The 22,957-nt window shown below is 74.5% G+C and carries 22 protein-coding genes and 5 tRNA genes; 16 read left to right on the top strand and 11 right to left on the bottom strand.

Translation table 11 applies throughout. The features are described from left to right. The first annotated feature begins 6 nt into the window (after nt 1-6). The gene (locus tag GA0070603_RS11480; protein WP_091311541.1) at nt 7-2,442 is read left to right on the top strand and encodes a non-reducing end alpha-L-arabinofuranosidase family hydrolase; all 2,436 of its coding nucleotides are present in this window, start codon (nt 7-9) and stop codon (nt 2,440-2,442) included. A 140-nt stretch (nt 2,443-2,582) separates the two neighbouring features. Further along, complete coding sequence (locus tag GA0070603_RS11475; RefSeq protein WP_091311537.1) at nt 2,583-3,113, top strand: DUF488 domain-containing protein; 531 nt, start codon at nt 2,583-2,585, stop codon at nt 3,111-3,113. A 29-nt stretch (nt 3,114-3,142) separates the two neighbouring features. Here GA0070603_RS11475 and GA0070603_RS11470 read toward each other — a convergent pair whose 3' ends face one another. From GA0070603_RS11470 to bioB, 3 genes are read right to left on the bottom strand one after another with little or no spacing between them, the layout of a single operon-like run. Further along, on the bottom strand, nt 3,143-3,649 hold the full coding sequence (locus GA0070603_RS11470; protein WP_091311533.1) for a GNAT family N-acetyltransferase: 507 nt from the start codon (nt 3,647-3,649) through the stop codon (nt 3,143-3,145). Nucleotide 3,650: 1 nt separating this feature from the next. Further along, complete coding sequence (gene bsaP, locus GA0070603_RS11465; RefSeq protein ID WP_091311529.1) at nt 3,651-3,875, bottom strand: biotin synthase auxiliary protein BsaP; 225 nt, start codon at nt 3,873-3,875, stop codon at nt 3,651-3,653. Nucleotides 3,876-3,882: 7 nt separating this feature from the next. Further along, entirely contained in the window at nt 3,883-4,878 is a 996-nt protein-coding gene (gene bioB, locus GA0070603_RS11460) for a biotin synthase BioB (RefSeq protein WP_091311526.1), read from the bottom strand. A 168-nt stretch (nt 4,879-5,046) separates the two neighbouring features. Between bioB and GA0070603_RS11455 the strand changes: the two genes are divergently transcribed. From GA0070603_RS11455 to GA0070603_RS11440, 4 genes are read left to right on the top strand one after another with little or no spacing between them, the layout of a single operon-like run. Further along, nucleotides 5,047-6,183, top strand: coding sequence for an 8-amino-7-oxononanoate synthase (locus GA0070603_RS11455; RefSeq protein WP_091321839.1), 1,137 nt, complete (start codon nt 5,047-5,049; stop codon nt 6,181-6,183). Next, the gene (gene bioD / locus GA0070603_RS11450) at nt 6,180-6,908 is read left to right on the top strand and encodes a dethiobiotin synthase (RefSeq protein ID WP_091311522.1); all 729 of its coding nucleotides are present in this window, start codon (nt 6,180-6,182) and stop codon (nt 6,906-6,908) included. Before GA0070603_RS11455 ends, bioD begins: the two co-directional genes overlap by 4 nt. 54 nt (nt 6,909-6,962) lie before the next feature. Beyond that, nucleotides 6,963-8,591: a sensor histidine kinase gene (locus GA0070603_RS11445; protein ID WP_091321837.1), complete on the top strand. Its 1,629-nt coding sequence runs from the start codon at nt 6,963-6,965 to the stop codon at nt 8,589-8,591. Further along, complete coding sequence (locus tag GA0070603_RS11440) at nt 8,588-9,265, top strand: response regulator (protein ID WP_091311518.1); 678 nt, start codon at nt 8,588-8,590, stop codon at nt 9,263-9,265. Before GA0070603_RS11445 ends, GA0070603_RS11440 begins: the two co-directional genes overlap by 4 nt. 15 nt (nt 9,266-9,280) lie before the next feature. On the opposite strand, the gene GA0070603_RS11435 is transcribed toward GA0070603_RS11440, so the two are convergent. The 4 genes from GA0070603_RS11435 to GA0070603_RS11420 form a co-directional block, all read right to left on the bottom strand. Beyond that, nucleotides 9,281-10,102, bottom strand: a complete 822-nt coding sequence (locus tag GA0070603_RS11435) for an ABC transporter permease (protein WP_091311515.1) — start codon at nt 10,100-10,102, stop codon at nt 9,281-9,283. Then, nucleotides 10,099-11,031: an ABC transporter ATP-binding protein gene (locus tag GA0070603_RS11430; protein WP_091311512.1), complete on the bottom strand. Its 933-nt coding sequence runs from the start codon at nt 11,029-11,031 to the stop codon at nt 10,099-10,101. The genes GA0070603_RS11435 and GA0070603_RS11430 overlap by 4 nt, the downstream gene beginning before the upstream one ends. A 69-nt stretch (nt 11,032-11,100) precedes the next feature. Next, nucleotides 11,101-12,264 carry a cytochrome P450 gene (locus GA0070603_RS11425; protein WP_091311509.1) on the bottom strand — a complete coding sequence of 388 codons (1,164 nt, stop codon included), beginning with the start codon at nt 12,262-12,264 and terminating at the stop codon, nt 11,101-11,103. 9 nt (nt 12,265-12,273) lie between these two features. Further along, nucleotides 12,274-12,942, bottom strand: coding sequence for a class I SAM-dependent methyltransferase (locus GA0070603_RS11420; RefSeq protein WP_091311506.1), 669 nt, complete (start codon nt 12,940-12,942; stop codon nt 12,274-12,276). A 196-nt stretch (nt 12,943-13,138) separates the two neighbouring features. Here GA0070603_RS11420 and GA0070603_RS11415 point away from each other — a divergent pair, with 196 nt between their 5' ends. Next, nucleotides 13,139-13,954, top strand: a complete 816-nt coding sequence (locus GA0070603_RS11415) for a hypothetical protein (protein ID WP_091311504.1) — start codon at nt 13,139-13,141, stop codon at nt 13,952-13,954. 82 nt (nt 13,955-14,036) lie between these two features. Next, nucleotides 14,037-15,278, top strand: a complete 1,242-nt coding sequence (locus tag GA0070603_RS11410; RefSeq protein ID WP_091311501.1) for an alkane 1-monooxygenase — start codon at nt 14,037-14,039, stop codon at nt 15,276-15,278. On the opposite strand, the gene GA0070603_RS11405 is transcribed toward GA0070603_RS11410, so the two are convergent. After that, nucleotides 15,199-15,801, bottom strand: coding sequence for a TetR/AcrR family transcriptional regulator (locus GA0070603_RS11405; protein ID WP_091311499.1), 603 nt, complete (start codon nt 15,799-15,801; stop codon nt 15,199-15,201). The two genes, GA0070603_RS11410 and GA0070603_RS11405, sit on opposite strands and share 80 nt — an antisense overlap. Before the next feature lie 283 nt (nt 15,802-16,084). Here GA0070603_RS11405 and GA0070603_RS11400 point away from each other — a divergent pair. The 3 genes from GA0070603_RS11400 (at nt 16,085) to GA0070603_RS11390 (ending at nt 16,351) form a co-directional block, all read left to right on the top strand. Continuing rightward, nucleotides 16,085-16,157: transfer RNA gene (locus tag GA0070603_RS11400), tRNA-Gly, on the top strand. Nucleotides 16,158-16,191: 34 nt separating this feature from the next. After that, nucleotides 16,192-16,262: transfer RNA gene (locus GA0070603_RS11395), tRNA-Cys, on the top strand. A 14-nt stretch (nt 16,263-16,276) separates the two neighbouring features. After that, a tRNA-Val gene (locus tag GA0070603_RS11390) sits at nt 16,277-16,351 on the top strand. Between the two features lie 52 nt (nt 16,352-16,403). Here GA0070603_RS11390 and GA0070603_RS11385 read toward each other — a convergent pair. Beyond that, nucleotides 16,404-17,375 (bottom strand): ArsR/SmtB family transcription factor, encoded by a 972-nt coding sequence (locus GA0070603_RS11385; RefSeq protein ID WP_208862866.1) that lies wholly within the window; start codon nt 17,373-17,375, stop codon nt 16,404-16,406. 69 nt (nt 17,376-17,444) lie between these two features. Between GA0070603_RS11385 and GA0070603_RS11380 the strand changes: the two genes are divergently transcribed. Continuing rightward, complete coding sequence (locus GA0070603_RS11380) at nt 17,445-18,260, top strand: isocitrate lyase/PEP mutase family protein (protein WP_091321834.1); 816 nt, start codon at nt 17,445-17,447, stop codon at nt 18,258-18,260. A gap of 92 nt (nt 18,261-18,352) precedes the next feature. Here the strand turns inward: GA0070603_RS11380 and GA0070603_RS11375 are convergent, their stop codons facing one another. Further along, a complete protein-coding gene (locus tag GA0070603_RS11375; protein WP_091311496.1) occupies nt 18,353-18,592 on the bottom strand; it encodes a DUF6458 family protein in 240 nt (79 codons plus the stop codon). A gap of 195 nt (nt 18,593-18,787) precedes the next feature. On the opposite strand from GA0070603_RS11375, the gene GA0070603_RS11370 reads away from it, so the two are divergent. From GA0070603_RS11370 to GA0070603_RS11360, 3 genes are all read left to right on the top strand, one after another. Beyond that, a tRNA-Gly gene (locus tag GA0070603_RS11370) sits at nt 18,788-18,860 on the top strand. A 56-nt stretch (nt 18,861-18,916) separates the two neighbouring features. Beyond that, nucleotides 18,917-18,991, top strand: a tRNA-Val gene (locus tag GA0070603_RS11365). A 250-nt stretch (nt 18,992-19,241) separates the two neighbouring features. Beyond that, nucleotides 19,242-20,888: a PKD domain-containing protein gene (locus tag GA0070603_RS11360; RefSeq protein WP_091311493.1), complete on the top strand. Its 1,647-nt coding sequence runs from the start codon at nt 19,242-19,244 to the stop codon at nt 20,886-20,888. Nucleotides 20,889-20,941: 53 nt separating this feature from the next. Here the strand turns inward: GA0070603_RS11360 and GA0070603_RS11355 are convergent, their stop codons facing one another. After that, nucleotides 20,942-21,487, bottom strand: coding sequence for a hypothetical protein (locus GA0070603_RS11355; protein ID WP_091311490.1), 546 nt, complete (start codon nt 21,485-21,487; stop codon nt 20,942-20,944). A 465-nt stretch (nt 21,488-21,952) separates the two neighbouring features. On the opposite strand from GA0070603_RS11355, the gene GA0070603_RS11350 reads away from it, so the two are divergent. Continuing rightward, complete coding sequence (locus GA0070603_RS11350; RefSeq protein WP_091311487.1) at nt 21,953-22,954, top strand: NAD-dependent epimerase/dehydratase family protein; 1,002 nt, start codon at nt 21,953-21,955, stop codon at nt 22,952-22,954. Nucleotides 22,955-22,957: the final 3 nt, after the last annotated feature.

Genomic DNA, 22,957 nt, shown 5'->3' with positions numbered 1-22,957 from the left:
GCCACGATGGCAATGAGCCCATCCCTTCATCGCGGCGGGAGTCGGCGACGGCTGTCGCCCGCCGTCCGAGCGCTGCTCGCGGGCGCGGTCAGCGCCGTGACGGTGGCCGCCGTCGCGGTGATGATGCCGTCGGCGAACGCCGCCGCGTCCACGCTGGGCGCGGCGGCGGCGCAGTCGGGCCGGTACTTCGGCACGGCGATCGCCGCGGGCCGGCTCGGTGACTCGACGTACACCACGATCGCCGGGCGTGAGTTCAACATGGTGACCGCCGAGAACGAGATGAAGCCGGACGCCACGGAGCCCCAGCGGGGCCAGTTCAACTTCAGCTCCGGCGACCAGATCTACAACTGGGCCACCCAGCGCGGCATGAAGGTCCGCGGCCACACCCTCGCGTGGCACGCGCAGCAGCCGGGCTGGATGCAGAGCCTCAGCGGCAGCAGCCTGCGGCAGGCGATGATCGATCACATCAACGGCGTGATGGCCCACTACAAGGGCAAACTCGCCGCCTGGGACGTGGTGAACGAGGCGTTCAACGAGGACGGCAGCCGCCGTCAGTCGAACCTGCAGGGCACCGGCAACGACTGGATCGAGGTCGCGTTCCGCACCGCCCGCACCGCCGACCCGTCGGTGAAGCTCTGCTACAACGACTACAACATCGAGAACTGGTCCTACGGCAAGACGCAGGGCGTCTACCGGATGATCCAGGACTTCAAGTCCCGCGGCGTCCCGATCGACTGCGTCGGCCTGCAGACCCACTTCACCGGCGGCAGCTCGCTGCCCAGCAACTTCCAGACCACCCTATCCAGCTTCGCCGCGCTCGGCGTCGACGTCGCCCTCACCGAGGTCGACGTCACGAACGCGTCGACCAGCCAGTACGCCGGGCTGACCCAGGCGTGCATGAACGTGCCGCGCTGCATCGGCATCACCGTGTGGGGCGTCCGCGACAGCGACTCCTGGCGCTCGAACGAGAACCCGCTGCTGTTCGACGGCGGCGGCAACAAGAAGGCCGCGTACACCTCGGTCCTCAACGCGCTGAACGCGGCCGCCCCGACCTCCGGGCCGACCACCACCCCGACCACGGGACCGCCGCCGAGCGGCGGCGCCGGCCGGATCGTCGGCGTGCAGTCGGGCCGGTGCATCGACGTACCGAACGCCACGCAGACGAACGGCACCCGCGTCCAGCTCTGGGACTGCAACGGTCAGTCCAACCAGCAGTGGACGTACACCACCAGCAAGCAGCTGATGGTCTACGGCACCAAGTGCCTCGACGCGAACGGCGCGGCCACCGGCAACGGCACCGGAATCATCATCTGGGACTGCAACGGCCAGTCGAACCAGCAGTGGAACGTCAACTCCAACGGCACCATCAGCGGCGTGCAGTCCGGCCGCTGCCTCGACGTCTGGGGCACCGGCAACGGCCAGCAGATCCAGTTGTACGACTGCCACGGGCAGACCAACCAGCAGTGGCGGACCGACTTCGGTGGCACCACGCCCCCGACCACGCCGCCGCCGACCACGACGCCCCCGCCGGGCGGCTGCGCGCTCCCGTCGACCTACCGGTGGTCGTCGACCGGCGCGCTGGCCAACCCGCAGAACGGCTGGGTCTCGCTCAAGGACTTCACCAACGTGGTCTACAACGGCAAGCACCTGGTCTACGGGTCGAACGTCAACAGCAGCGGCCAGTACGGCTCGATGAACTTCAGCCTGTTCACCAACTGGTCCGACATGGCCTCGGCGGGCCAGACCGGGATGAGCCAGGGCACCGTGGCGCCCACGCTGCTGTACTTCGCCCCGAAGAACATCTGGGTGCTGGCGTACCAGTGGGGACCGACCTCGTTCAGCTACAAGACGTCGAGCGACCCGACGAACGCCAACGGCTGGTCCTCGGCGCAAACGCTGTCCACGGCCACCCTGCCGGACGCCCCGTACGGCGTCATCGACCAGACCCTCATCGGTGACGACCAGAACATGTACCTGTTCTTCGCCGGGGACAACGGCAAGATCTACCGGTCGAGCATGCCGCTCGGGAACTTCCCGGGCAGCTTCGGCTCGAACTACACGACGATCATGACCGACTCGACGAACAACCTGTTCGAGGGCGTCGAGGTCTACAAGGTGGCGGGCCAGAACCAGTACCTCATGATCGTCGAGGCGATCGGGAGCCAGGGACGCTACTTCCGGTCCTTCACGTCCAACAGCCTGAGCGGCTCGTGGACCCCCCAGGCCGCCAGCGAGAGCAACCCCTTCGCCGGCAAGGCCAACAGCGGCGCGACGTGGACCAACGACATCAGCCACGGTGACCTGGTCCGGACCAACCCCGACCAGACCAAGACCATCGACGCCTGCAACCTGCAGTTCCTGTACCAGGGCAAGAACCCCAGCGCGGGAGGCGACTACAACCTGCTGCCCTGGCGGCCGGGTGTGCTGACCCTGCAGCGCTAGGGGAGCGGCCTGGTCCGAGGTCACACCCGTTTGCTGATCACCGGGGCGTGTCCGGCACCGTGCGGTGCCGGACACGCCCTCTTGGCGGGTCGCGCCCCGGCTGACCGGCGGCCGGCGGCGACCCGGGGCAAGCTGGGCCGGTGGATCGGGAGTTGCTGACGGTCGGGCACGGGGCCGCCGACCGGGACCGGCTCGGGGACCTGCTGGCCGGCGCGGGGATCGCTCTCGTGGTGGACGTGCGGCGTTACCCGGCCAGCCGGACCAATCCCGACGTCCGGCACGAGGCCCTGGAGGGCTGGCTGCCGGAGCGGGGCATCGGCTACCGCTGGGAGCCGCGCCTCGGCGGCCGCCGGCACGTCCGCGCCGGCGAACCGGCGCCGGACACCTGGTGGACCGTCGCGGCCTTCCGGGCGTACGCCGGCTACACCCGGACGCCGGAGTTCGACGCCGCGTTGGACGAGGTGCTGGCCGACGCGGCGCGGCGGACGACGGCGGTCATGTGCAGCGAGAGCGTCTGGTGGCGCTGCCACCGGCGGCTGATCGCCGACGTCGCCGTGCTCGGCCGCGGGGTGGCGGTGTCGCACCTCATGCCGGACGGTCGGCTCAGCCCGCACCGACCGGCCGAGGGGGCCCGCCGCCTCCCCGGCGAGCACCTGATCTGGGACCGCTGACCGCCGGAACCCCCGCGCCCGCCGCCGACTCAGTCGGCCAGGTCCTCGGCGAGCAGGTCCATCAGCAGGCCGTCGTGCCAACGGCCGTCGGCGCCCCGCTCGTAGCGGCGCATGATGCCGACCGGCCGGAACCCGACCTTCGCGTACGCCCGGATGGCCGCGGTGTTCGCCGCCGCCGGGTCGATGGTGAACCGGTGGTGGCCGTACTCGTCGGCCAGGTGGCGGGCGAGGGTGCGGATGGCGTCCCCGCCGAGGCCGGCGCCGCGGGCCTGCGGGTCGAGGAAGATGTCCAGGCTGGCGTGGCGGTAGTCGGGGTCGGTCTCGGCGTACCACTGGATCGCCCCGACCAGCTTCCCGTCGTGCTCGATCGCGTAGACGGTCAGGTCGTCGTCGGCCAGGTCGGCGCGGACCGCCTCGGCGAGGTCGTCGTCGCCGCGCCACCAGCGGCGTACCTCCGGGGTGGCCCGGATCGCCGCGAGCGCCGGCACGTCGGCGTCGGTCGCCGGCCGCAACGTCACCGCCCGCCCCCGCAGCACGTCAGCCCCGGATCTCGCCGTGCTCGACGCAGACCGCCGACCAGCCGGTCGGCACGACCTGCACCTTCATCCGCCGCCGGCAGTGCCCGCACCAGCGCGGCGGCTCCAGCGCCCGGGCCTCCGCGCACGCCAGGTGCGGGCCTGCCGCGACCGACTCACCACAGCGGTCGCACCAGCGGGGCGCCACGGCGCCGGCCGGCGCCGGGGGCTCGACAAGCTCGGTCACGTCGTCCTCACAGGGTGGCGGAGAGCGCCTTCACCGGCATCTTCAGGTCGTCCAGCAGCTTCAGGTCGTCGGTCGCGGGCCGGCCCAGCGTGGTCAGGTAGTTGCCCACGATGACCGCGTTGATGCCGCCGAGCAGGCCGTCCCGGGTGCCCAGGTCACCGAGGGTGAGCTCGCGGCCGCCCGCGTACCGGAGGATGGTGCGCGGCATGGCCAGCCGGAACGCGGCGATGGCGCGCAGCGCGTCCTTGCCCTCCACCACCTGGCGGTCCGCGAGCGGGGTGCCCGGGCGGGGGTTGAGGAAGTTCAGCGGCACCTCGTGCGGGTCCAGCTCGGCGAGCTGCGCGGCGAACTCGGCGCGCTGCTCCACCGTCTCGCCCAGGCCGAGGATGCCGCCGCAGCAGACCTCCATGCCGGACTCGCGGACCATCCTCAGGGTCTCCCAGCGCTCCTCCCAGGAGTGCGTGGTGACCACGTTCGGGAAGTAGGAGCGGCAGGTCTCCAGGTTGTGGTTGTAGCGGTGCACGCCCATCTCGACCAGCTCGTCGACCTGCTCCTGCGTGAGCATGCCCAGCGAGGCGGCGACCTGGATGTCCACCTCCGCCCTGATGGCGGCCACACCCTCGCGCATCTGCTTCATGAGCCGCGCGTCGGGGCCGCGCACGGCGGCCACGATGCAGAACTCGGTGGCCCCGGTCGCCGCGGTCTGCTTGGCCGCCTCGACAAGCGCCGGGATGTCCAGCCAGACCGAGCGGACCGGCGAGGTGAACAGGCCGGACTGCGAGCAGAAGTGGCAGTCCTCCGGGCAGCCGCCGGTCTTCAGCGAGACGATGCCCTCGACCTCGACCTCCGGGCCGCACCAGCGCATCCGCACCTCGTGGGCGAGCTGGAGGGCGGCGGGCAGGTGCTCGTCGGGCAGGTTCAGCACGGCGAGGACGCCGGCCTCGTCGAGGCCGACGCCGTTCTCCAGCACCTGGGTCCGGGCCTGGTCGAGGATCTCTGGCATGGCTCGTACCCTACAAGGCCCCTCCGGGGCCGGGAAACGGCCGCGTCCGGCGCTCACCAGCAGGCCCGGCGAGCCGGACCGCGCCACGCCGGGGCCGTCCGGCCGGGTGGTAACTTCGCCCCGCGGAAGCGCCCGGCGGGGCGACGGGTCGGGGAAAGGGACGTGACGGTGGCGGACTGGCTGGCGGCCCTGGACCGCCGCGCCGAGCTGCGCGCGAAGGCGGGGCTCACCCGCACGCTGCGCCCCCGCGCCGCCGGCGACGCCGTGGTCGACCTGGCCGGCAACGACTACCTCGGCCTGGCCACCCATCCGGAGGTCACCGCCGCGGCCGGTCAGGCGCTGTCGGCGTACGGGCTGGGCGCCACCGGCTCGCGCCTGGTGCGCGGCTCCACCGACCCGCACCACGCCCTCGAGGACGACCTGGCCGAGTGGCTCGGCGTCGACCGGGCGCTTGTCTTCTCCTCCGGCTACCTGGCCAACCTCGCCGCCGTCCGGGGCCTGGTGCAGCCCCGTACGCTGCTGGTCTCCGACGCCCACAACCACGCCTCGCTGATCGACGGCTGCCGGATCTCCGGTGCCGAGACGATCGTCACTCCGCACGCCGACGTCGACGCGGTGGCGGCCGCGCTGGCCGCCGCCCCGGGCCGCCCCGCGGTGGTGGTGACCGAGTCGGTCTTCTCCGTCGACGGCGACCTCGCCCCCCTCGCGGCGCTGCACGCCGTGGCCCGCCGGCACGGCGCGCTGCTGCTTGTCGACGACGCGCACGCGCTCGGCGTCACCGGGCCGGCCGGAGCCGGTGGGGTGGCCGCGGCCGGGCTGGCCGGCGAGCCCGACGTGGTGGTGACAGCGACCCTGTCCAAGGCGCTCGGCGGGGCGGGCGGTGTGGTGGCCGGGCCGGCGGAGTTCGTCCGGCACCTCGTGGAGACCGGCCGCACCTTCATCTTCGACACCGCGCCGCCGCCGGCCGTGGTGGCCGGGGTACGCGCCGCCGTGCGGTTGGCCCGGGCCGGCGACGGCCTGCGCGCCGAGCTGGCCGAGCGGGCCGCCCTCGCCGTGCGCCGGCTGGGTGCGGCCGGGCTGGAGGTCTCCGCCCCGGACGGTGCGGTGGTCTCGGTGACCGCGCCCGGTCCGGAGGCGGCGACCGCCTGGGCGGCCGACTGCCGGGACCGGGGCGTGGCGGTGGGCTGCTTCCGGCCGCCGTCCACCCCGGACAGCCGGTCCCGGCTGCGGCTGACCATCAGCGCCGGGGTCGACCGGGCCGACTTCGAACGGGCCCTGGACGTGATCGTGGAGTGTGCACCATGACGAACGGCTGGACCGGGCCGGTGCTGGTGACCGGCACGGACACCGAGGTGGGCAAGACCGTGGTGACCGCGGCGATCGCCGCCGCCGCGCAGGCCGCCGGGCTGCGGGTCGCGGTGGTCAAACCCGGCCAGACGGGTACGGCCACCGGCGACCCCGGCGACGTCGACTCGGTGAACCGGCTGGCCGCCCCGCTCACCGGCCGGACCCTGGCCAGCTACCCGGACCCGCTCGCCCCGCTCGCCGCGGCCCGGGTCGCCGAGCTGGAGCCGCTGGAGCTCTACACCGCTGTCGACGCCGTCCGCGAGGAGGCCGACAAGCACGACCTGGTGCTCGTCGAGGGGGCCGGCGGGCTGCTCGTACCCATGGGTCTGCGCCCGTCGGGCGAGCCCTGGACGGTGGCCGACCTCGCGGTGTCGCTGGGCGCGCCGGCCGTGGTGGTGGCCCGCGCCGGGCTGGGCACGCTCAACCACACGGCGCTGACCCTGGAGGCCCTGGAACGACGGGCCATCCCGGCCGGCGTGGTGATCGGCGCCTGGCCGGCCGAGCCGGAGCTGGTGCACTGGCTCAACCTGTCCGACCTGGTGCCGAACCTGCTGGGGGCGGTGCCGATGGGCGCCGGCGGGATGGACCCGGGGGTGTTCCGCCGGTCCGCACCGGGCTGGCTCACCCCGGCGCTCTACGGCGTCCTCGACGACTGGCGCGCCTGGGCCGAGGAGATCAGCTGAGCACCTGACTTTCGTCGGTGTCCGGCCCTTCCGGCCGTGGGTAGCCTGGCCGCCGTGGAAGCGCAGCCAACCCCGCCGGCCGTCCGGCGCCGGGCCGGTGACCTGCTGCTCTGGGCCGTGGTCGCGGCCCCGGTGGCGTACGCCGGGCTCACCCCGCCCTGGCCGCGCCACGCCGTGCCGCTGCTGGTCGGCTCGCTGGCGCTGCTCGGCCTCGCGGTGGCGTTCGGCCGCCGGTGGCCCCTCGCGGCGCTGCTCGCGGTGGTGCTCGGCTCGCTTGTCGACGGCAACTTCGTCTTCGCCATCCCGGTGTTCAGCTACCTGGCCGGGCGGCGCAGCGCCGGCGCCGGCCGGGTGGCCGCCGGCTTCGCGGCCGTCGCGGTCGCCGGCACCGCGGTCAACCTCGGGCTGCTCGGCACCAACCCGGCCACCTGGTTCCTGCTCGCCTCGGTCCTGCTGTTCGCCGGGGTGTTCCCCTGGCTGCTCGGCCGGCTGCGCCGGCAACAGCGGGCGCTCGCCGAGGCCGGGGCGCGGCACGCCGAGGCCGAGGAGCGGGAGCGGCGGGCCGCGGTGGAGCGGGTACGGCTGCGCGAACGCGCCCGCATCGCCCAGGACATGCACGACTCGCTCGGGCACGACCTGAGCCTCATCGCGCTGCGCGCCGCCGCGCTGGAACTGGCGACCGACCTGCCACCCGCGCACCGGGCGGCGGCCGGCGAACTGCGGGCCAGCGTGGCCACGGCCACCGAGCGGCTGCACGACATCATCGGCGTGCTCCGCGAGGAACGGTCCGGGTCGCTGCGGCCGGCCGGCGAGAGCGTGGCGGAACTGGTCGACGGCGCCCGCGACGCCGGGCTGTCGGTGGAGCTGCGGTCCGACCCCGCTGCCGGCGACCTGCCCCCGCTTGTCGCGCACGCCGTGCACCGGGTGGTCCGCGAGGCGCTGACCAACGCGGCCCGCTACGCCCCCGGCGCCCCGGTCACGGTCACCGTGGATCGGGCGGGCGGGGAGGTGGCGGTGTCGGTCGTCAACGGGCCGGCGCCGAACGGACCGCTGCCCGGGCCGGCGTCGCACGGCTCGGGGCTGCTCGCCCTGCGCGAGCGGGTCCGCCTGGCCGGGGGCACGCTGGACGCGGGCCCCCGGGGTGGAGGCTTCGCGGTGGCGGCACACCTGCCGCTGACGGCGCCCGCCGCGGCCGCTGACGAGGCCGACCGACCCGACGGCCCCGCCCTGCCAACCGTGGCCGGCCCTGGCACCGGCCGAGCCGGCGGCCTCACCAGCGCGGCCGGTGAGCCGGACGACGGCCTCCGGGACGGCGACGGGACGGGCCCGGCCGACCGCCCCGGTGACGCGGCACGGCGGCTGCGGGAGGCGCGGCGGCGGGCCCGGCGGAGCCTGCTGGTGGCGTTCGGCGCCCCGGCCGGTCTCGCCCTGGTGCTGGCGCTCGTCTACTACCCGCTCGCCACGGCGGGCGCGGTCCTCGACCGGTCCGGCTACGAGCGGCTGCGCCTCGGCGAGGAGCGGGACGCCCTCGGGCTGCCCCGCCGGCAGGCCGACCCGCCGGCCGGGGGCGCCCCGGCGGGCTGCGAGTTCTACACCGACGGGAACTTCCCGTTCGCCGAGCCGACCTGGCGGCTCTGCTTCGCCGACGGCCGGCTGGTCAGCAAGGAGAAGATCGCGCAGTGAGCGACGACCACGGGCGCCCCCTGCGGGTGGTGCTCGCCGACGACGAGGCGATGGTCCGCGCCGGGGTGCGGGCCATCCTGGCCGCCGACCCGGGCATCGAGGTGGTGGGCGAGGCGGGCGACGGCCACGCGGCCGTGGAGCTGGTGCGGGCGCACCGGCCCCGGGTGGCGCTGCTGGACATCCGGATGCCCCGGCAGGACGGGCTGGCCGCGGCGGCGGAGATCCGGCGGCTGGTGCCGGAGACCGCCAGCGTCATGCTCACCACGTTCGGCGACGACGACCTGATCTCCCGGGCACTCGGTCACGGGGCGAGCGGGTTCCTGCTGAAGTCCGGCGATCCCCGGGAGCTGCTGGCGGGCCTCCGCGCGGTGGCCGACGGCGGGGCGTACCTGTCGCCGCGGGTGGCGCGCCGGGTCATCGAGCTCAGCGGCGGCCGGCTGGCCCGCGGCCCGTACGCGCGGGACCGGCTGGCCGGGTTGACCGACCGGGAGCGGGAGGTGCTCGCCCTGGTCGGGGCGGGCCTGTCCAACGCCGAGATCGCCCGCCGGCTGCACCTCGTCGAGGGCACCGTGAAGAGCTACCTGACCAGCATCTTCACCCGGCTGGACGTGCGCAACCGGGTGCAGGCGGCGATCCTCGCGTACGAGGCGGGGCTGGTCCCGCCGACCGGCTGACCAGCCCCGCCCCGCTCACGCGTCCCGGCGGCGCAGCGCCCAACGGCCCAGCGCCAGCGCGGCCCCGGCCCACCCGGCGAGCACCAGCAGCCCGACCGCCGCCGGGTAGGGCTCGGTGTCCCCGGCGAGGAAGTGGGTGCCGGCCACCCCGGGGAACGCGTCGGCGATCCGGGTGAGCACGGTGATCCCCGGCTCCTGGAGGGACAGCGGGACGATCATGAGCAGCGCCAACAGGACGGTCAGGGTGAGCACCGCGCCGCGCAGCGCCGCCGCCAGCCCCAGCGCCAGCACGCCCGCGAGCGCGAGGTACGCGGCCGAGGCGACGACGTCGCCCACGGTGCCGCCCAGCGGGACGCGGCCCCACTCGCCGAGCACCGGCCGGGCGACCGCCGCGCCGACCGCGCCGAGGAGCAGCCCGGCCAGGAACGTCACCACGCCGACCACGACGGCCTTGGCCGCCAGCACCCGCCCCCGCGACGGGGTGCAGCGCAGCGTGGTGCGGATCGTGCCGGTGGCGAACTCGCTGGTGATCGCGAAGAGGCCGAGGGCGAGCACCACGTACTGGGTCAGGTCCAGCGCGCCGGTGACCACCTCGCCGACGTCGACGATGCCGGGGTTCACGCCCGGGTCGTCGTCGGTGTTGGCGTTGACCGCGTAGATGGCGAGCTGGCCGGCGGTGGCGGCCATGGTCAGCGTGGCGGCCAGCAGCGTTGACCAGGTGGACCGGACCGACCAGAGCTTGGTCCACTCGGCGGCCACGGCGCCGGTGAACGGGCCGCGGGCGGGGGCGGGCCGGGACGCCGGCCGGGTCGGGGTGCGGGTGGGCAGCGCGGTCATCGGGTCTCGCCTCCGGTCGGGCCGGCCGCGTACTCCACGCTGCCGGCGGTCAGTTCCAGGAACGCCTCCTCCAGGGAGGCCGCCACCGGGGTCAGCTCGTGCAACCGCACCCCCAGCTCGTACGCGAGGTCACCGACCCGGCCGGCCGTGACGCCCGTGACGGTCAGCCCGTCCCCGTCGGCGTCGACAGTCGCCCCCTCGGCGGCCAGCCGCGCCTCCAGCGCCGCGAGGCCGGCGGGCTCGGGCCCGCGTACCCGGACCGAGCTGGCCGGGCGGGCGGCGATCAGCTCGGCGAGCGGCGCGTCGGCGACCAGCCGGCCCCGGCCGAGCACCACGACCCGGTCGGCGGTCTGCTGCATCTCGCTCATGAGGTGGCTGGAGATCAGCACGGTGCGGCCCTCGTCGGCGAGGCCCCGGGTGAACCGGCGGATCCACCGCACCCCATCGGGGTCGAGCCCGTTGACCGGCTCGTCGAGCAGCAGCACGGGCGGGTCGCCGAGCAGCGCCCCGGCGATGCCGAGCCGCTGGCCCATGCCCAGCGACAGCGCGCGTCCCGGCTTGCCGGCGGCCCGCCCGTCCAGCCCGACCAGGTCCAGCACCTCGTCCACCCGCCGGCCCGGGATCCCGTTGCTGCGGGCCATGGCCACCAGGTGCGCCCGGCCGGAGCGGGCCGGGTGCACGCCGGTGGCGTCGAGCAGCGCGCCGACCTCGTGCAGCGGGTGCCGCAGCTCAAGGTACGGCCGGCCGTTGACCAGGGCCTGCCCGGCGGTCGGCCGGTCGAGCCCGAGCACCATCCGCATGGTGGTGGACTTGCCCGCGCCGTTCGGGCCGAGGAAGCCGGTCACCTGCCCCGGTCGGATCTCGACGGTCAGGTCGTCGACCGCGGTGGCCGCGCCGAACCGTTTCGTCAACCCACGAAGTGTGATCATGCGCCGACGGTAGGGAGCGGAGGGGGTGGCGCACCGCCACCGATGGGCACCGGCCGGCCCTGACTTTCGTCAGGTCCGGCGGACCACGAACGCGTCGGGCATCCGGAAGGTGAGATTGTCCGGGCACCACGGCGGGCGGACCACTGTCACCCCGTCGAGCAGCGTGGCGGCCTCGGCCACCACGACGGCCGCCTCCATTCGGGCCAGGTGCGCCCCGACGCACCGGTGCGGGCCGGCCCCGAAGGCCAGGTGCCGGCGGGAGCCGCGCTGGCCGGGCCGGAACTCGCCGGGCGCGGCCACCACGGCCGGGTCCCGGCCGGCCCGGGCCAGCCAGGCGACGATGCTGGTGCCGGCCGGTACCTCGACCTCGCCGAGGGTGGTGTCGACGGCGGCCACCCGCCGCCAGGTGACGATCGGCGGCTCCAGCCGCAGCCCCTCCTCGACCACGTCGGCGACGCGGATCTCGCCGGCGCGCAGGCCGGCCCGCACGGCCGGCTCGCCGGCCAGCCGGTGCAGCAGCAGGGTGAGGAACTGCGAGGTGGTCTCCTGGCCGGCGACCAGCAGGAAGAACAGCGCGCCGACCACCACGTCGGGGGAGTGCCCGGCGGCGCGCAGCCGGGCGGCCAGCCCGCCCCCGGTGGCGGCGAACGCGCGGAGCACGGTGTGGAACCGGCCCACCTCGGCGGCGAGGGCGAGCTGCCGGGTCCCGTCCAGGGGCGCCCAGAACAGCTCCAGGGCGGCCCGGGCGAAGTCCTTGACCGCGCCGACCGGGGCGTCCGGCAGCTCGACCAACCGGGCCAGCACCAGCAGCGGCAGGTCGGCGGCGAGCCCGGCGTACAGGTCGACGGGCTCGCCCGCGGCGAGGGCCGCGGCGAGCCGGGTCACCCGCTCCCGGACCAGGTCGGTGAGCCACGGCTGCTGGGCGGCCACGCGGTCCGGGTGCAGCGCCTCGGCGACGATCGCGCGGATCTCCGGGTGGCTGGCCGACGCGTTGTTCGCGAGCGTCGGCGGCAGCCGGAACCGGTGCCCGGCGAGCACCCGCAGCGCGGCCACCGGTATCGGGGTCACCGCGTCGAGGGCGTTGTCCGGCCGGAACGTCTCCGGGTCGGTGAGCAGCCGCCGGACCAGCGCGTGCCGGGTCACCACCAGGTGCGGCACGCCGACGTGGTCGACCACGGCGGCCGCGTCGGGCCACGGACCGTCGACGGACTCCCCCCAGCCCCGGAACAGCACGGCGTCACGCTAGCGGGCGGCTCCCGGCGGAGCCGGGTCCAGCTCCCAGACGGTGGTGTGCTTCACCCGTACGCTCTCCAGCGCCTCCGGCACCGGCACCTCGTACGCGGCCAGCTCGTGGAAGCGCTCGCGGGGCAGGAACGCCCGGCCGGGGTCGCCGACCAGCACCCGGGCCCCGGACCGGGCGGCCCGGAGGAGGAAGCGCAGCATCCGGCGGGCCATCGCCTCGCTGTAGAAGACGTCACCGGCCAGCACCACCTCGGCGCCTCCGGCGTCGCCGTCCAGGATGTCGCCGAGTTCGGCGTCGACGCGTACCCCGTTGGCCTCGGCGTTGAGCGCGACGGCCGCCACGGCCCGCTCGTCCACCTCGACGGCCCGGACGCTTGCCGCACCGCCCCGAGCGGCGGCGATGGCGACCAGGCCGGAGCCGGAGGCGAGGTCGAGCACCCGGCGGCCGGCGACCAGCTCGGGGTGGTCGGTGACGTAGCGGGCGAGGGCCTGGCCACCCGCCCAGGCGAACGCCCAGAAGGGCGGTGGTTGGGCGCTGCGGAACTCGCCCTCGGTCAGCTCCCAGAGGCCGATCGGCTCGTCGGCCTGGTGCAGCCGCACCTCGGGGACGAAGGCGACAGGGGTGAGCCGGGCGTGCAGCCGGACGAAGGCCGCGGACAGGTCGGACACCTGGTGATTCTGTCGTACCCCGGGAGTGGGCCGTCGGGCGATCCCGGGCGTGTCGCGGTGCGGCCGTGACCGGTTCACCACCCTGGGTGAGAACGGGTCCCGATGTTGGCGGTTCGTGCGAACACGCCCGTCTACCGGGGCGCCCGTGGCGCTCCTAGCGTTCCTGAGTGGACGCGGCCGACGGGAGGAGACGGTGGTGAGCGGGTGGCGGTACGCGCTGCGGATCGGGGTGGTGCTGACCTGTCTGGCGGGGGCCGGGCTCGGCTCGGCCGTGCCGGCCGGGGCGGCGGCCGCCTTCTCGACGCAGCTGAGCGGCCTGCCGGACGAGTTCACCGCCGGGGACCGGGTGGAGACGCTCTCCGCCGTGGTGTCCCGCTCCGACGGGGGCGGCTGCGTCAAGGTGCGCTGGTCGATGCTGCTGCGGGTGCAGGGACTGCGGCTGGACCAGGTGAAGGTGGACCGGGTGGAGGACAGCGGCTCCTTCCCGCTGGAGATCCGCACCGAGGGGGACACCGCCCGGCTCACCGACCGCGACCTGGACCCGGGCCTGCTGTGCCCGGGCCGCACCGTCACGGCCCGCTACCGGGTGGCCTTCGCCGAGGACGTGGGCCGCGGGCGGGTGAGCTTCGCCGCCGAGGCGTACGACCCGGGGTTGCGCCTGCTGGCCCGGCAGACCGCCGCCCGCGGGGTGGTGGGGTGGGAGGCGACGGCCGAGCCGACCGAGGCGACGCCGGAGCCCACCCCGTCCAGCGCCGAGCCGACCGACCCGGCCACCGAAGAGCCGATCACGGACGAGCCGTCGAGCGAGGCGGCGGTGGTCGAGCCGCCGCCGCCCGGCGCGGCGGGCCGGCCGGTGTCCACCTCGGGCGGTTTCGGTGTGGTCCAGGGTGCCTTCCTCCTCGGCGGGCTGCTGGTCTTCCTCGGTGCGGGGCTGCTGCTGCGGATGCGGCGCCTGCTGCGCCCGGCCCCCGAGGCGCGGGAGTTCGAGCGGCCTGCCCGTGGGCCGTGGTAGCACTTTACAAAAACTGGCCTCTTGTAAAACGGCGTGACGGCTGCCACAGTCTGGGCAGGAGTTCACGGATCGGAGGCTGACGATGGGCACCGACACCGCCCCCTGGCGGGACACCCGCAAGCCGCTCTGGCCACTCGCCCTGCTCGTTCCCGCGCTGCCCTTCATCGCCTGGTCGCTCTGGCACGCGACCGGCGCCGGGTGGGCCTGGTGGCTCACCCCGGCGGTGGTCTTCGGCGTCATCCCCGTGGTCGACCTGCTCATCGGCGACGACCGGGAGAACCCGCCGGAGGAGGTGGTCCCGGCGCTCCAGGCCGACGGCTACTACCGCTGGCTCACCTACCTCTACCTGCCTGCCCAGTACGCGGCGCTGGTGCTCTGCTGTGCCGTGTGGACGTACGGCGGGCTGTCCTGGCCGGCCGCCGCCGGCCTGGTCGCCACCGTCGGGGTGGTCGACGGCATCGCCATCAACACCGCCCACGAGCTGGGCCACAAGCGCGAGACGGCGGAACGGTGGCTCTCCCGGATCGCCCTCGCGCCGACCGGCTACGGGCACTTCCACGTCGAGCACAACCGGGGTCACCACACCCGGGTCGCCACCCCGGAGGACCCGGCCAGTTCCCGGCTGGGCGAGACGTTCTGGGCGTTCTGGCCGCGTACGGTCTGGGGGAGCCTGCGCTCGGCCTGGCGGCTGGAGAGCGGCCGGTTGCGCCTGCGGGGCCGTTCCCCGTGGACCTGGCGCAACGACGTGCTCAACGCCTGGGCCATGACCGTGCTGCTCTACGCCGTGCTGGCGGTCGCCTTCGGCCCCGGGGTGCTGGTCTTCCTCGCGCTCCAGGCGGTGGTCGGCTTCTCCCTGCTGGAGGTGGTCAACTACCTGGAGCACTACGGGCTGGCCCGGCAGCGCACCGCCGCCGGCCGCTACGAGAAGGTCGATCCCCGGCACAGCTGGAACAGCGACCGCACGGTCACCAACGTCTTCCTCTTCCAACTCCAGCGGCACAGCGACCACCACGCCAACCCGTTGCGCCGCTACCAGGCGCTGCGCAGCTTCGACGCCTCCCCGCAGCTGCCCGCCGGCTACGCCACCATGGTGGTCGCCGCGCTGCTGCCGCCGGTCTGGCGGCGGGTGATGGACCACCGGGTGCTCGCCCACTACGGCGGCGACCTGGAGCTGGCCAACGTCCACCCGCCGGCCCGGGACCGGCTGCGGGAGCGTCGCGCCGCCGCCGCCGGACCGGGCGCGCTCAGTCCAGCTGGGCCGGCTCCAGACCCAGCTCGCGGGCCGCGACGAGGCGGACCCACTCGGCGATCTGCCGGCGGGTGATGACCCGTTCGTGCACCGCGAGCTGCACGGCGAGGCCGTCCATCACGGCGCTGATCCGCCAGGCCGCGCCGGCCGGGTCGGGGCAGTCGAAGGTGCCCTCGGTCACCCCGTCGGTGATCACCGTGGCGAGGTCGCGTCGCCACCGCAGGTCCAGCCGGCGGGAGAGCTTCTCCAGCTCCGGGGTGCGCAGCGACTCCGCCCAGCCGTCGATCCACATCGACCAGGAGGTCGACCGGCCGGTAGGGGCGTAGAGGCGGAGCATCCGGCGGAGCTTGGTCAGCGGCGGGGCGCTGGAGCGGACCACCGTGTCGAGCCGGTTCAGGTCCTGCTCGACGGCGTAGGCGAACGCCTGCGCGAGCAGCCGGTCCTTGGTGGCGAAGTGGTAGAAGACCAGGGCCTGGCTGACCCCGGCGGCCTCGGCCACGTCGGCCGTGCGCGTGTTGGCGAGTCCCCGTTCCGCGATCACCTCACAGGCCGTGCGCAGTAGCGCGTCCAGGCGGATCTCGGCGGCACGTCTCGTCACGTTGGTTACCGTAGCCCATCCGAATGACCACGAGGAGTTACCGAAGCGGCCGGTCTGCCGTACGACAGTCGGATCCCGGACAGTGCTCCGACGGCGGGTCGGTTGGCCGTATCCGCAGGTCGGCGGCCCGCCCGGCCCTCCGCCAGACCTTACCCAGGCTCCTAGGAAGCTCCGGGCGACGGAGATCCCGTCACCCGGACGCGCCCGAAAGGGGACCCGATTTGGCAACCCTTCCCGGCCTCGGCTAAAGTTCTCATCCGTCACCGGATAACTCCGGGGGCACGCGGACGTAGCGCAGCTGGTAGCGCATCACCTTGCCAAGGTGAGGGTCGCGGGTTCGAATCCCGTCGTCCGCTCGGATCTGCCGCCACGCATGTCGGGGGCAACCTCGGTGGAGTGGCCGAGAGGCGAGGCAACGGCCTGCAAAGCCGTGTACACGGGTTCAAATCCCGTCTCCACCTCGGCAGTTGAGCGAGGGCGATTGGCGCAGTGGGAGCGCGCTTCCTTGACACGGAAGAGGTCACTGGTTCAAACCCAGTATCGCCCACCAGCGCAGAGGCCGTGTCGATCATTCGACACGGCCTCTCGCATTGTCCGGCCCGTCACGCGGACGCGCCCAGCAGCGCCTCCGCGACGGCCGTCCGGCTGCTCAGCAGCGACCGGCCCTGCCGGTGCGTCACCACCAGCCCGGCCGCCCGCAGCGCGGTGAGGTGCTGCGACACCCCGGCCGGCGACAGTCCGGTACGCCGGGCCAGCTCGGTCGTCGACCGCGGCGTGTCCAGCGCGGCGAGCAGCCGCGCCCGGCCCCGGCCGAGCACCGCGCCCAGCGCGTCCGGGGCCTCCGCCGGGCACTCCCAGAGGCCGCCGACTCCCCGCGCCGGGTAGGCCAGCTGCGGGACGTCGCCGGCCGCGATGCTGAGCACCGACGGCCAGACGAAGACCGAGGGCACCAGGACCAGCCCGCTGCCGTCCGGCACGTCCGGGGCGTCGCAGTGGCGCTGGCTGATCAGCAGGGCGTCGCCCTCCCAGCGGACCCGCTCGTGCAGGTCGTTGAGGAGCCCGGCCGCGCCGTCCTCGGCCAGCCGCCGCGCCCGGTGGAACACCTCGGCGTCGAGCACCGCCCGGATCCGGGGCCAGTCGCGGGCCACGGCCAGCCGCCAGTACGTGGCGATCTCCTCGGCGAGCCGGCGTAGCCCGGCGTCCGGGTCGGCGTACAGGGCGGCCACCGCCGCCGGTCGGGGGCCGGGACAGAGATCGAGCTGGGCGCGGACCGTCTGCGGCGGGGTGGCGCGGAGCACCGCCAGCTCCTGGTCCAGGTCCGGGGTGAGGCCGGCCGGCGGCGGGGTGAGGAAGTCGGGCAGGTAACCCGGCGCGGGCGGGACGAGCTGCCCCAGCAGGCCGTCGAGCAGCCCCACCTCGGCCAGCCGTGGCCGGACCCGGTTGGCCCACGGCAGGTGGATCGCGTGCCGGCCCGGGTCGCGGAGCACCCGTACGCCGGCCGCCACCTCCCACAGGCAGGAGAGCGCGAAGCGGACCCGCGCCACGCCGCCCGCCGACAGCCCGATCGCGACCACACCGCCCCCTTCGTTTCAGCCAGGACTGAAACATTACGGCGGCCGGTGCCGCCGCCGGAGACTGGCCGGGTGAACGAACACCACACCCGAGCCCTGCACTTCCGCTCCCTGCACGTCCCCGGCGAGCCGCTGGTCCTCGTCAACGCCTGGGACGCGGCGAGCGCCCGGATCGTCGCCGCGGCCGGCGCCCGCGCGGTCGCCACCACCAGCGCGGGCGTCGCCTGGAGCCGCGGCGTCCCGGACGGCGACGCCCTCGGCCGCGAGACCGCCGTCGACGTCGTCCGCCGCGTCGCCGCCGCGGTGCCGCTGCCGGTCACCGCCGACATCGAGTCCGGGTACGGCGACACCGCCGACGAGGTCGCCACGACGGTTGCCGCGGTGCTCGCGGCGGGCGCCGTCGGGGTGAACGTCGAGGACGCCCGGCACGCCGAGGGCGCGCCGCTGCGCCCGGTCGAGGAGCAGTCCGCCCGGCTGGCCGCCGTCCGGTCCGCCGCGGACCGGGCCGGGATCCCGCTGTACGTCAACGCGCGCGTCGACACCTTCCTGCGCGGCGTCGGCGGGATCGAGGAGACGGTGGCGCGGGCCGGGGCGTACCTGGCGGCCGGAGCGGACGGGATCTTCGTGCCCGGGGTGGTCGACCCGGACACCGTGGCCGCCCTGGTCGCCGCGATCCCGGCGCCGCTGAACGTGCTGGCCGGGCCGGGGGCCCCGCCGGTGGCGGCGCTGGCGAAGCTCGGGGTGGCCCGGGTGAGCCTCGGTTCCTCGGTCGCCGAGGCCGCGTACGCGGTGGCCCGGCGGGCCGCCGAGGAGGCGTTCACCGCCGGGACGTACGGCGCGCTGGCCGACGCGCTCGACTACGGCACGCTCAACGACCTGATGCGCTGACCGGGGGTACGCGAAACGGGGGCGCCGCCGGGCGCCCCCGTTTCGTACGCGACTGGGGACCGATCAGCTCCGTCGGCCCGGTCGGGCGTGGCTCACAGCGGCGGGGTCACGTCCCGGCGCTCCTCGACCCGCCGGTACTCGACCGGCTCGGCGGTGGTGACCACCTCGCGGCGGCGGCCCCAGACCAGCGTCGTCATGATCAGGCCCAGGACACCGGCCGCCATCAGGATCCAGCCGACGACGTCCAGGTTGACCCCGCCGATGCTGGCGTCCAGCGCGAAGGTGAGGATCGCGCCCACCGCGATCAGGAAAATGCTCGTTCCGATACCCACGACAGCCTCCTTCGGGGGGACGATTGTGCTGTCGCAGCAGTCAGTACCCCCGCGGCGAGCAGCGCAATCACCCACCTGTGGCGGCGGTCACCCTTTGCGGCTCCGGTCCCGCTCCCGACCCGCCGGGGCCCCGCCGCGCGGCGATCTTGCCATCGGGTACAGTTGCACCCGTCGCCGACGCGAGCCGGCGACAACGCGGACGTAGCGCAGCTGGTAGCGCATCACCTTGCCAAGGTGAGGGTCGCGGGTTCGAATCCCGTCGTCCGCTCGCGATCCGCCCCTCGCGGGCCGACCGTCGCCGGTGCTTCGATCCGGCGAGCGCCCGGGCGATTGGCGCAGTGGGAGCGCGCTTCCTTGACACGGAAGAGGTCACTGGTTCAAACCCAGTATCGCCCACCAGCTTCCGAGCGACACAAGGCTCGTCACCGCAGGCGGTGGCGGGCCTTCTCCCTTTCGGGTCCGCACCGGCCGATCGGCGGGCAGTGCCCACCCGGCCTCCCGCCGGCGGCGGTCCACCGGGTCGCCGGCCACTGGCCACATCGGTCGCCCGGCCGCACGGAGGACCTGGTACGGATCCGCCCAACGGGTTATGGAAGCGCTGGCCGGCAGCGTGACAGGGTGAGGGCCCGTGGAGCTGGGAGGCGATCGTATGCGGTCAGTCAGGCAGGGACGGTGGCGGCGCACAACCGCCCGGCTGGGCGTGGCCGCCCTGTTCGTGGCCACGGGGGTGGCGCTCGGCGCCGCGCCCGCGCAGGCCACCGCCACCCGCACCGTCGCGTTCTGGAGCATGGACGAACCGGCCGGGGCGACCGTGCTGAAGGACAGCAGCGGCAACGGCCGTAACGGCGCCGTCGGCGAGGAGGTGGTGACCGGCGCCCGCTACGCCGGCGCCACCGGGCACCGGTTCGCCACCCACCTGCCCACCGACCAGGAGTACGTCCCGGGCCACGTGGACCTGGTGCCGCACAGCACCGAGTTCAACCCGGACGCCGGGGACTTCTCGTTCACCATCCGCTACCGGACGACGTACTCCTTCGGGAACATCCTCCAGAAGGGACAGGGCGGGACGGTCGGCGGCTACTGGAAGCTGGAGGCCCCGAACGGCAAGCCGAAGTGCCTGTTCCGCGGCGGCGACGGCGCCTCCCGGACCGGCTACACCGACGTGCCCATCAACGACGGCCAGTGGCACACCGTCACCTGCAACCGCACCTCCACCTACGTCGAGATGTACGTCGACGGGGTGCGGATGAGCCGGCTCACCGGGCCGACCGGCACCATCGCGAACACCAAGCAGCTCTCCATCGGCGGCAAGAGCCAGTGCGACGGCGTGCAGGTCACCTGCGACTACTTCGCGGGCGACATCGACTACGTGAAGATCCTCAAGGGTTCCGGCGGCGCCGCCAACCAGCCGCCGGTGGCCCAGCTCGTCCCCACTTGCTCCGGGCTGGTCTGCGCCTTCAGCGGCGCCGGCTCCACCGACGCCGACGGCGCGATCCAGGACCACCGCTGGGACTTCGGCGACGGGTCCACCGACGACACCGTCTCCGTGCCGACCACCTCGCACACGTACGCGGCTGCCGGCACCTACCCGGTCACCCTCACGGTCACCGACGACCGCGGCGCCACCGGCACCGCGACAGTCGACGTCACCGTCGCGCCGGTGCCCGAGCGGATCTCCTTCGTCGGCCAGGCCACCGCCAACGCCAACTGGACCAGCCACACGGTGACCGTGCCGTCGACAGTCCAACCGGGCGACACCCTGCTGCTCCTGCTCAGCCAGAACACCCACACCGGCACCGGCGAGCCGACCGGGGTCACCGGCTGGACCCGCCTCGACCGGCTCGACGGCGGCTACGCCACCACCACCGCCTGGTGGAAGGTCGCCGCCGCGGGAGACGCCGGCTCGGCGGTACGCGTCACCCTCGACGCCCAGTCCAAGGGCAACCTGATCGTGGCCGCGTACCGGGGGGTCGCGCCCAGCGCGCCGGCCTTCGCCAGGGCCACCGACCCGGCCAGCACCGCCACCCGGATCACCCCGAACGCGCCGGTGACCGCCGGCCAGAGCTGGGCGGTGTCGTACTGGATGCACGGGGACGGCCTGTCCACGGCGCTCACCCCGCCGGCCGGCGTCGAGGTACGCAGCAACAGCTCCCAGACCGGCGGCGGGCGGGTGACCGCGCTCCTCGCCGACTCGGGCAGCAGCGTGCCGACCGGCACCTACGGCGGACTGGCGGCAGTGGGCGCGGCGGCCAGCACGACCACCACCACCTGGACGCTCGTCCTGCCTCCGGCCTGACCCGGATACGCCGAAGGCCGGCACCCGCTCGGGTGCCGGCCTTCGTGCGTGTGTCAGCTGTTCCAGTTGTGGGCGACGATGTCGGCGGCCTGCTGCTCCCACTGCGCGTACGCATCCGGGTAGGCCGAGACCTGCACGGTCTGGGCGGCCTCGGTCAGCGGCATGTCCTGCCACCCGTCAACCTGCTTCAGACCCTTCAGGAAGGCCAGCGTCGAGTACTCCGGGTCGGTGATCTGCTCCGGCGTGCCCCAACCACTGGACGGGCGCTGCTGGAACAGGCCCAGCGAGTCATGGTCGTTGCGGTCGCCGAGGTGACCCAGGTTCTCCAGCTTCGACTCCTGCAGGCTCGTGGCGATCGAGATGACCGCCGCCCGCTCCGGCAGACCGGCCTTCTTCGTCGCGGCGATGATCGCCTTGGCGTTGGCGGTCTGCTCATCGTTCAGGTCGATGTGCGACTGCGCACCCTGCACCGACACGGCGACCGGCTTGCTGCCCTGCACCGGCTCGGCGGCGTGGGCGGCGATCGGACCGGCGAACACACCACCGGTGAAGGCCAGACCAGCAATACCGAGAACGCTCTTCCGCAGCATCGTGTTCATGGGAAAGCTCCTTTGGGGGTTGGCGCACCACGCCGACGGGGGAGGTCAGCGTGTGCGCAAGCACCGTCAGGCGCTCAAAGAAAGTTCTGGGGGATCCGGCGTGCGGGGCGGGGCCTCTTCGTCGCGCCGGGACCATGTACAACGACCGGCGGCCCACCATCATTCCGGGCCCGACCACCCCGCCTGGCGGGGCGCCTTCCTCGGTCGTTCACGGGGATACAACGACGCCCACCCGCCGACCATTCCGCCGCCGGAGTGCCGCCGACCACCCCGGAAACGGACATCCGGCGCAGCCGACGCGGTCGGTGGAACGCCATGTAGGTGTCCCGGCCCCGGAGACACGCATGGCGTTCCACTCAGCCGGCGGCCCACTTGCGGGAACCGGACATTCGTTCTGCCCTGGGCAGATCCGCTCACCGTGAACATCACTCATGGAGGCGGGTGCGGGGCGGCAGGGTGGGACGTATGAGATTGCTGATGCTGGGTGGTACGGGGTTCGTCGGCGGGGCCGTCGTGAACGAGGCGGTACGGCGGGGCTGGTCCGTGACGGTGTTCAACCGGGGGCTGCACGGCACGGCACCGGAGGGCGTACACCGGTTGCGGGGTGACCGGACCGCGCCGGACGGGTTGGCGGCCCTCGCGGGCGGCGAGTGGGACCTCGTCGTCGACACCTGGGACGGCGCGCCCCGGGCGGTCCGGGACGCGGCGCGTGCCCTGACCGGGGCGGTGCCGCACTACGTCTACGTGTCCAGCGGCTCGGTCTACGCGCCCCCGGTCGGCCTGGGCACCGACGAGGACGCGCCGGTCTTCGCGGCCGGGGCGGACGCGGGCGACGGGGACTACCCGCACAACAAGGCGGGCGGGGAGCGGGCCGCCGTGGAGGTGTTCGGCGACCGGGCGCTGCTGGTGCGGGCCGGGCTGATCCTCGGGCCGGGCGAGGACATCGGGCGGCTGCCCTGGTGGCTGCACCGGATCGCCCGGGGCGGGGAGGCCCTGGCCCCCGGCCCGCGCGACCTGCCGGTGCAGTACGTCGACGCGCGGGACCTGGCGATCTGGCTGCTCGACCGGGGGATCGAGGGCGTCGGCGGGGCGTACAACGTGGTCAGCCGGACCGGGCACACGACGATGGGTGAGCTGCTCGACGCGGCCGTGGCGGCGACCGGCGCGACGGCCACGCTGAGGTGGACGGACCCGGACGCGCTCCTGGCGGCCGGCGTCGAGCCGTGGAACGACCTGCCGATCTGGATCCCGCGCGGGCACGAGTACCGCTGGTTGCAGGAGCGGGACGTCGAGCGCGCCCACGCGGCGGGCCTCACCTGCCGGCCGGTGGCCGAGACGGTCGCGGACACCTGGCGCTGGCTGCGCGAGGTCGGGCGGGTGCCGGCCCGGGCGGGACGCCCGGCGCGGGCGCCGGTCGGCCTGGCCCCGGACCGCGAGGCCGCCCTCCTGGCCGCCCTACCAGCCTGACCC

It is taken from the genome of Micromonospora chersina, assembly GCF_900091475.1.
Taxonomy (GTDB): Bacteria; Actinomycetota; Actinomycetes; order Mycobacteriales; family Micromonosporaceae; genus Micromonospora; species Micromonospora chersina.
This window is presented reverse-complemented; position numbering and strand designations above follow the sequence as displayed.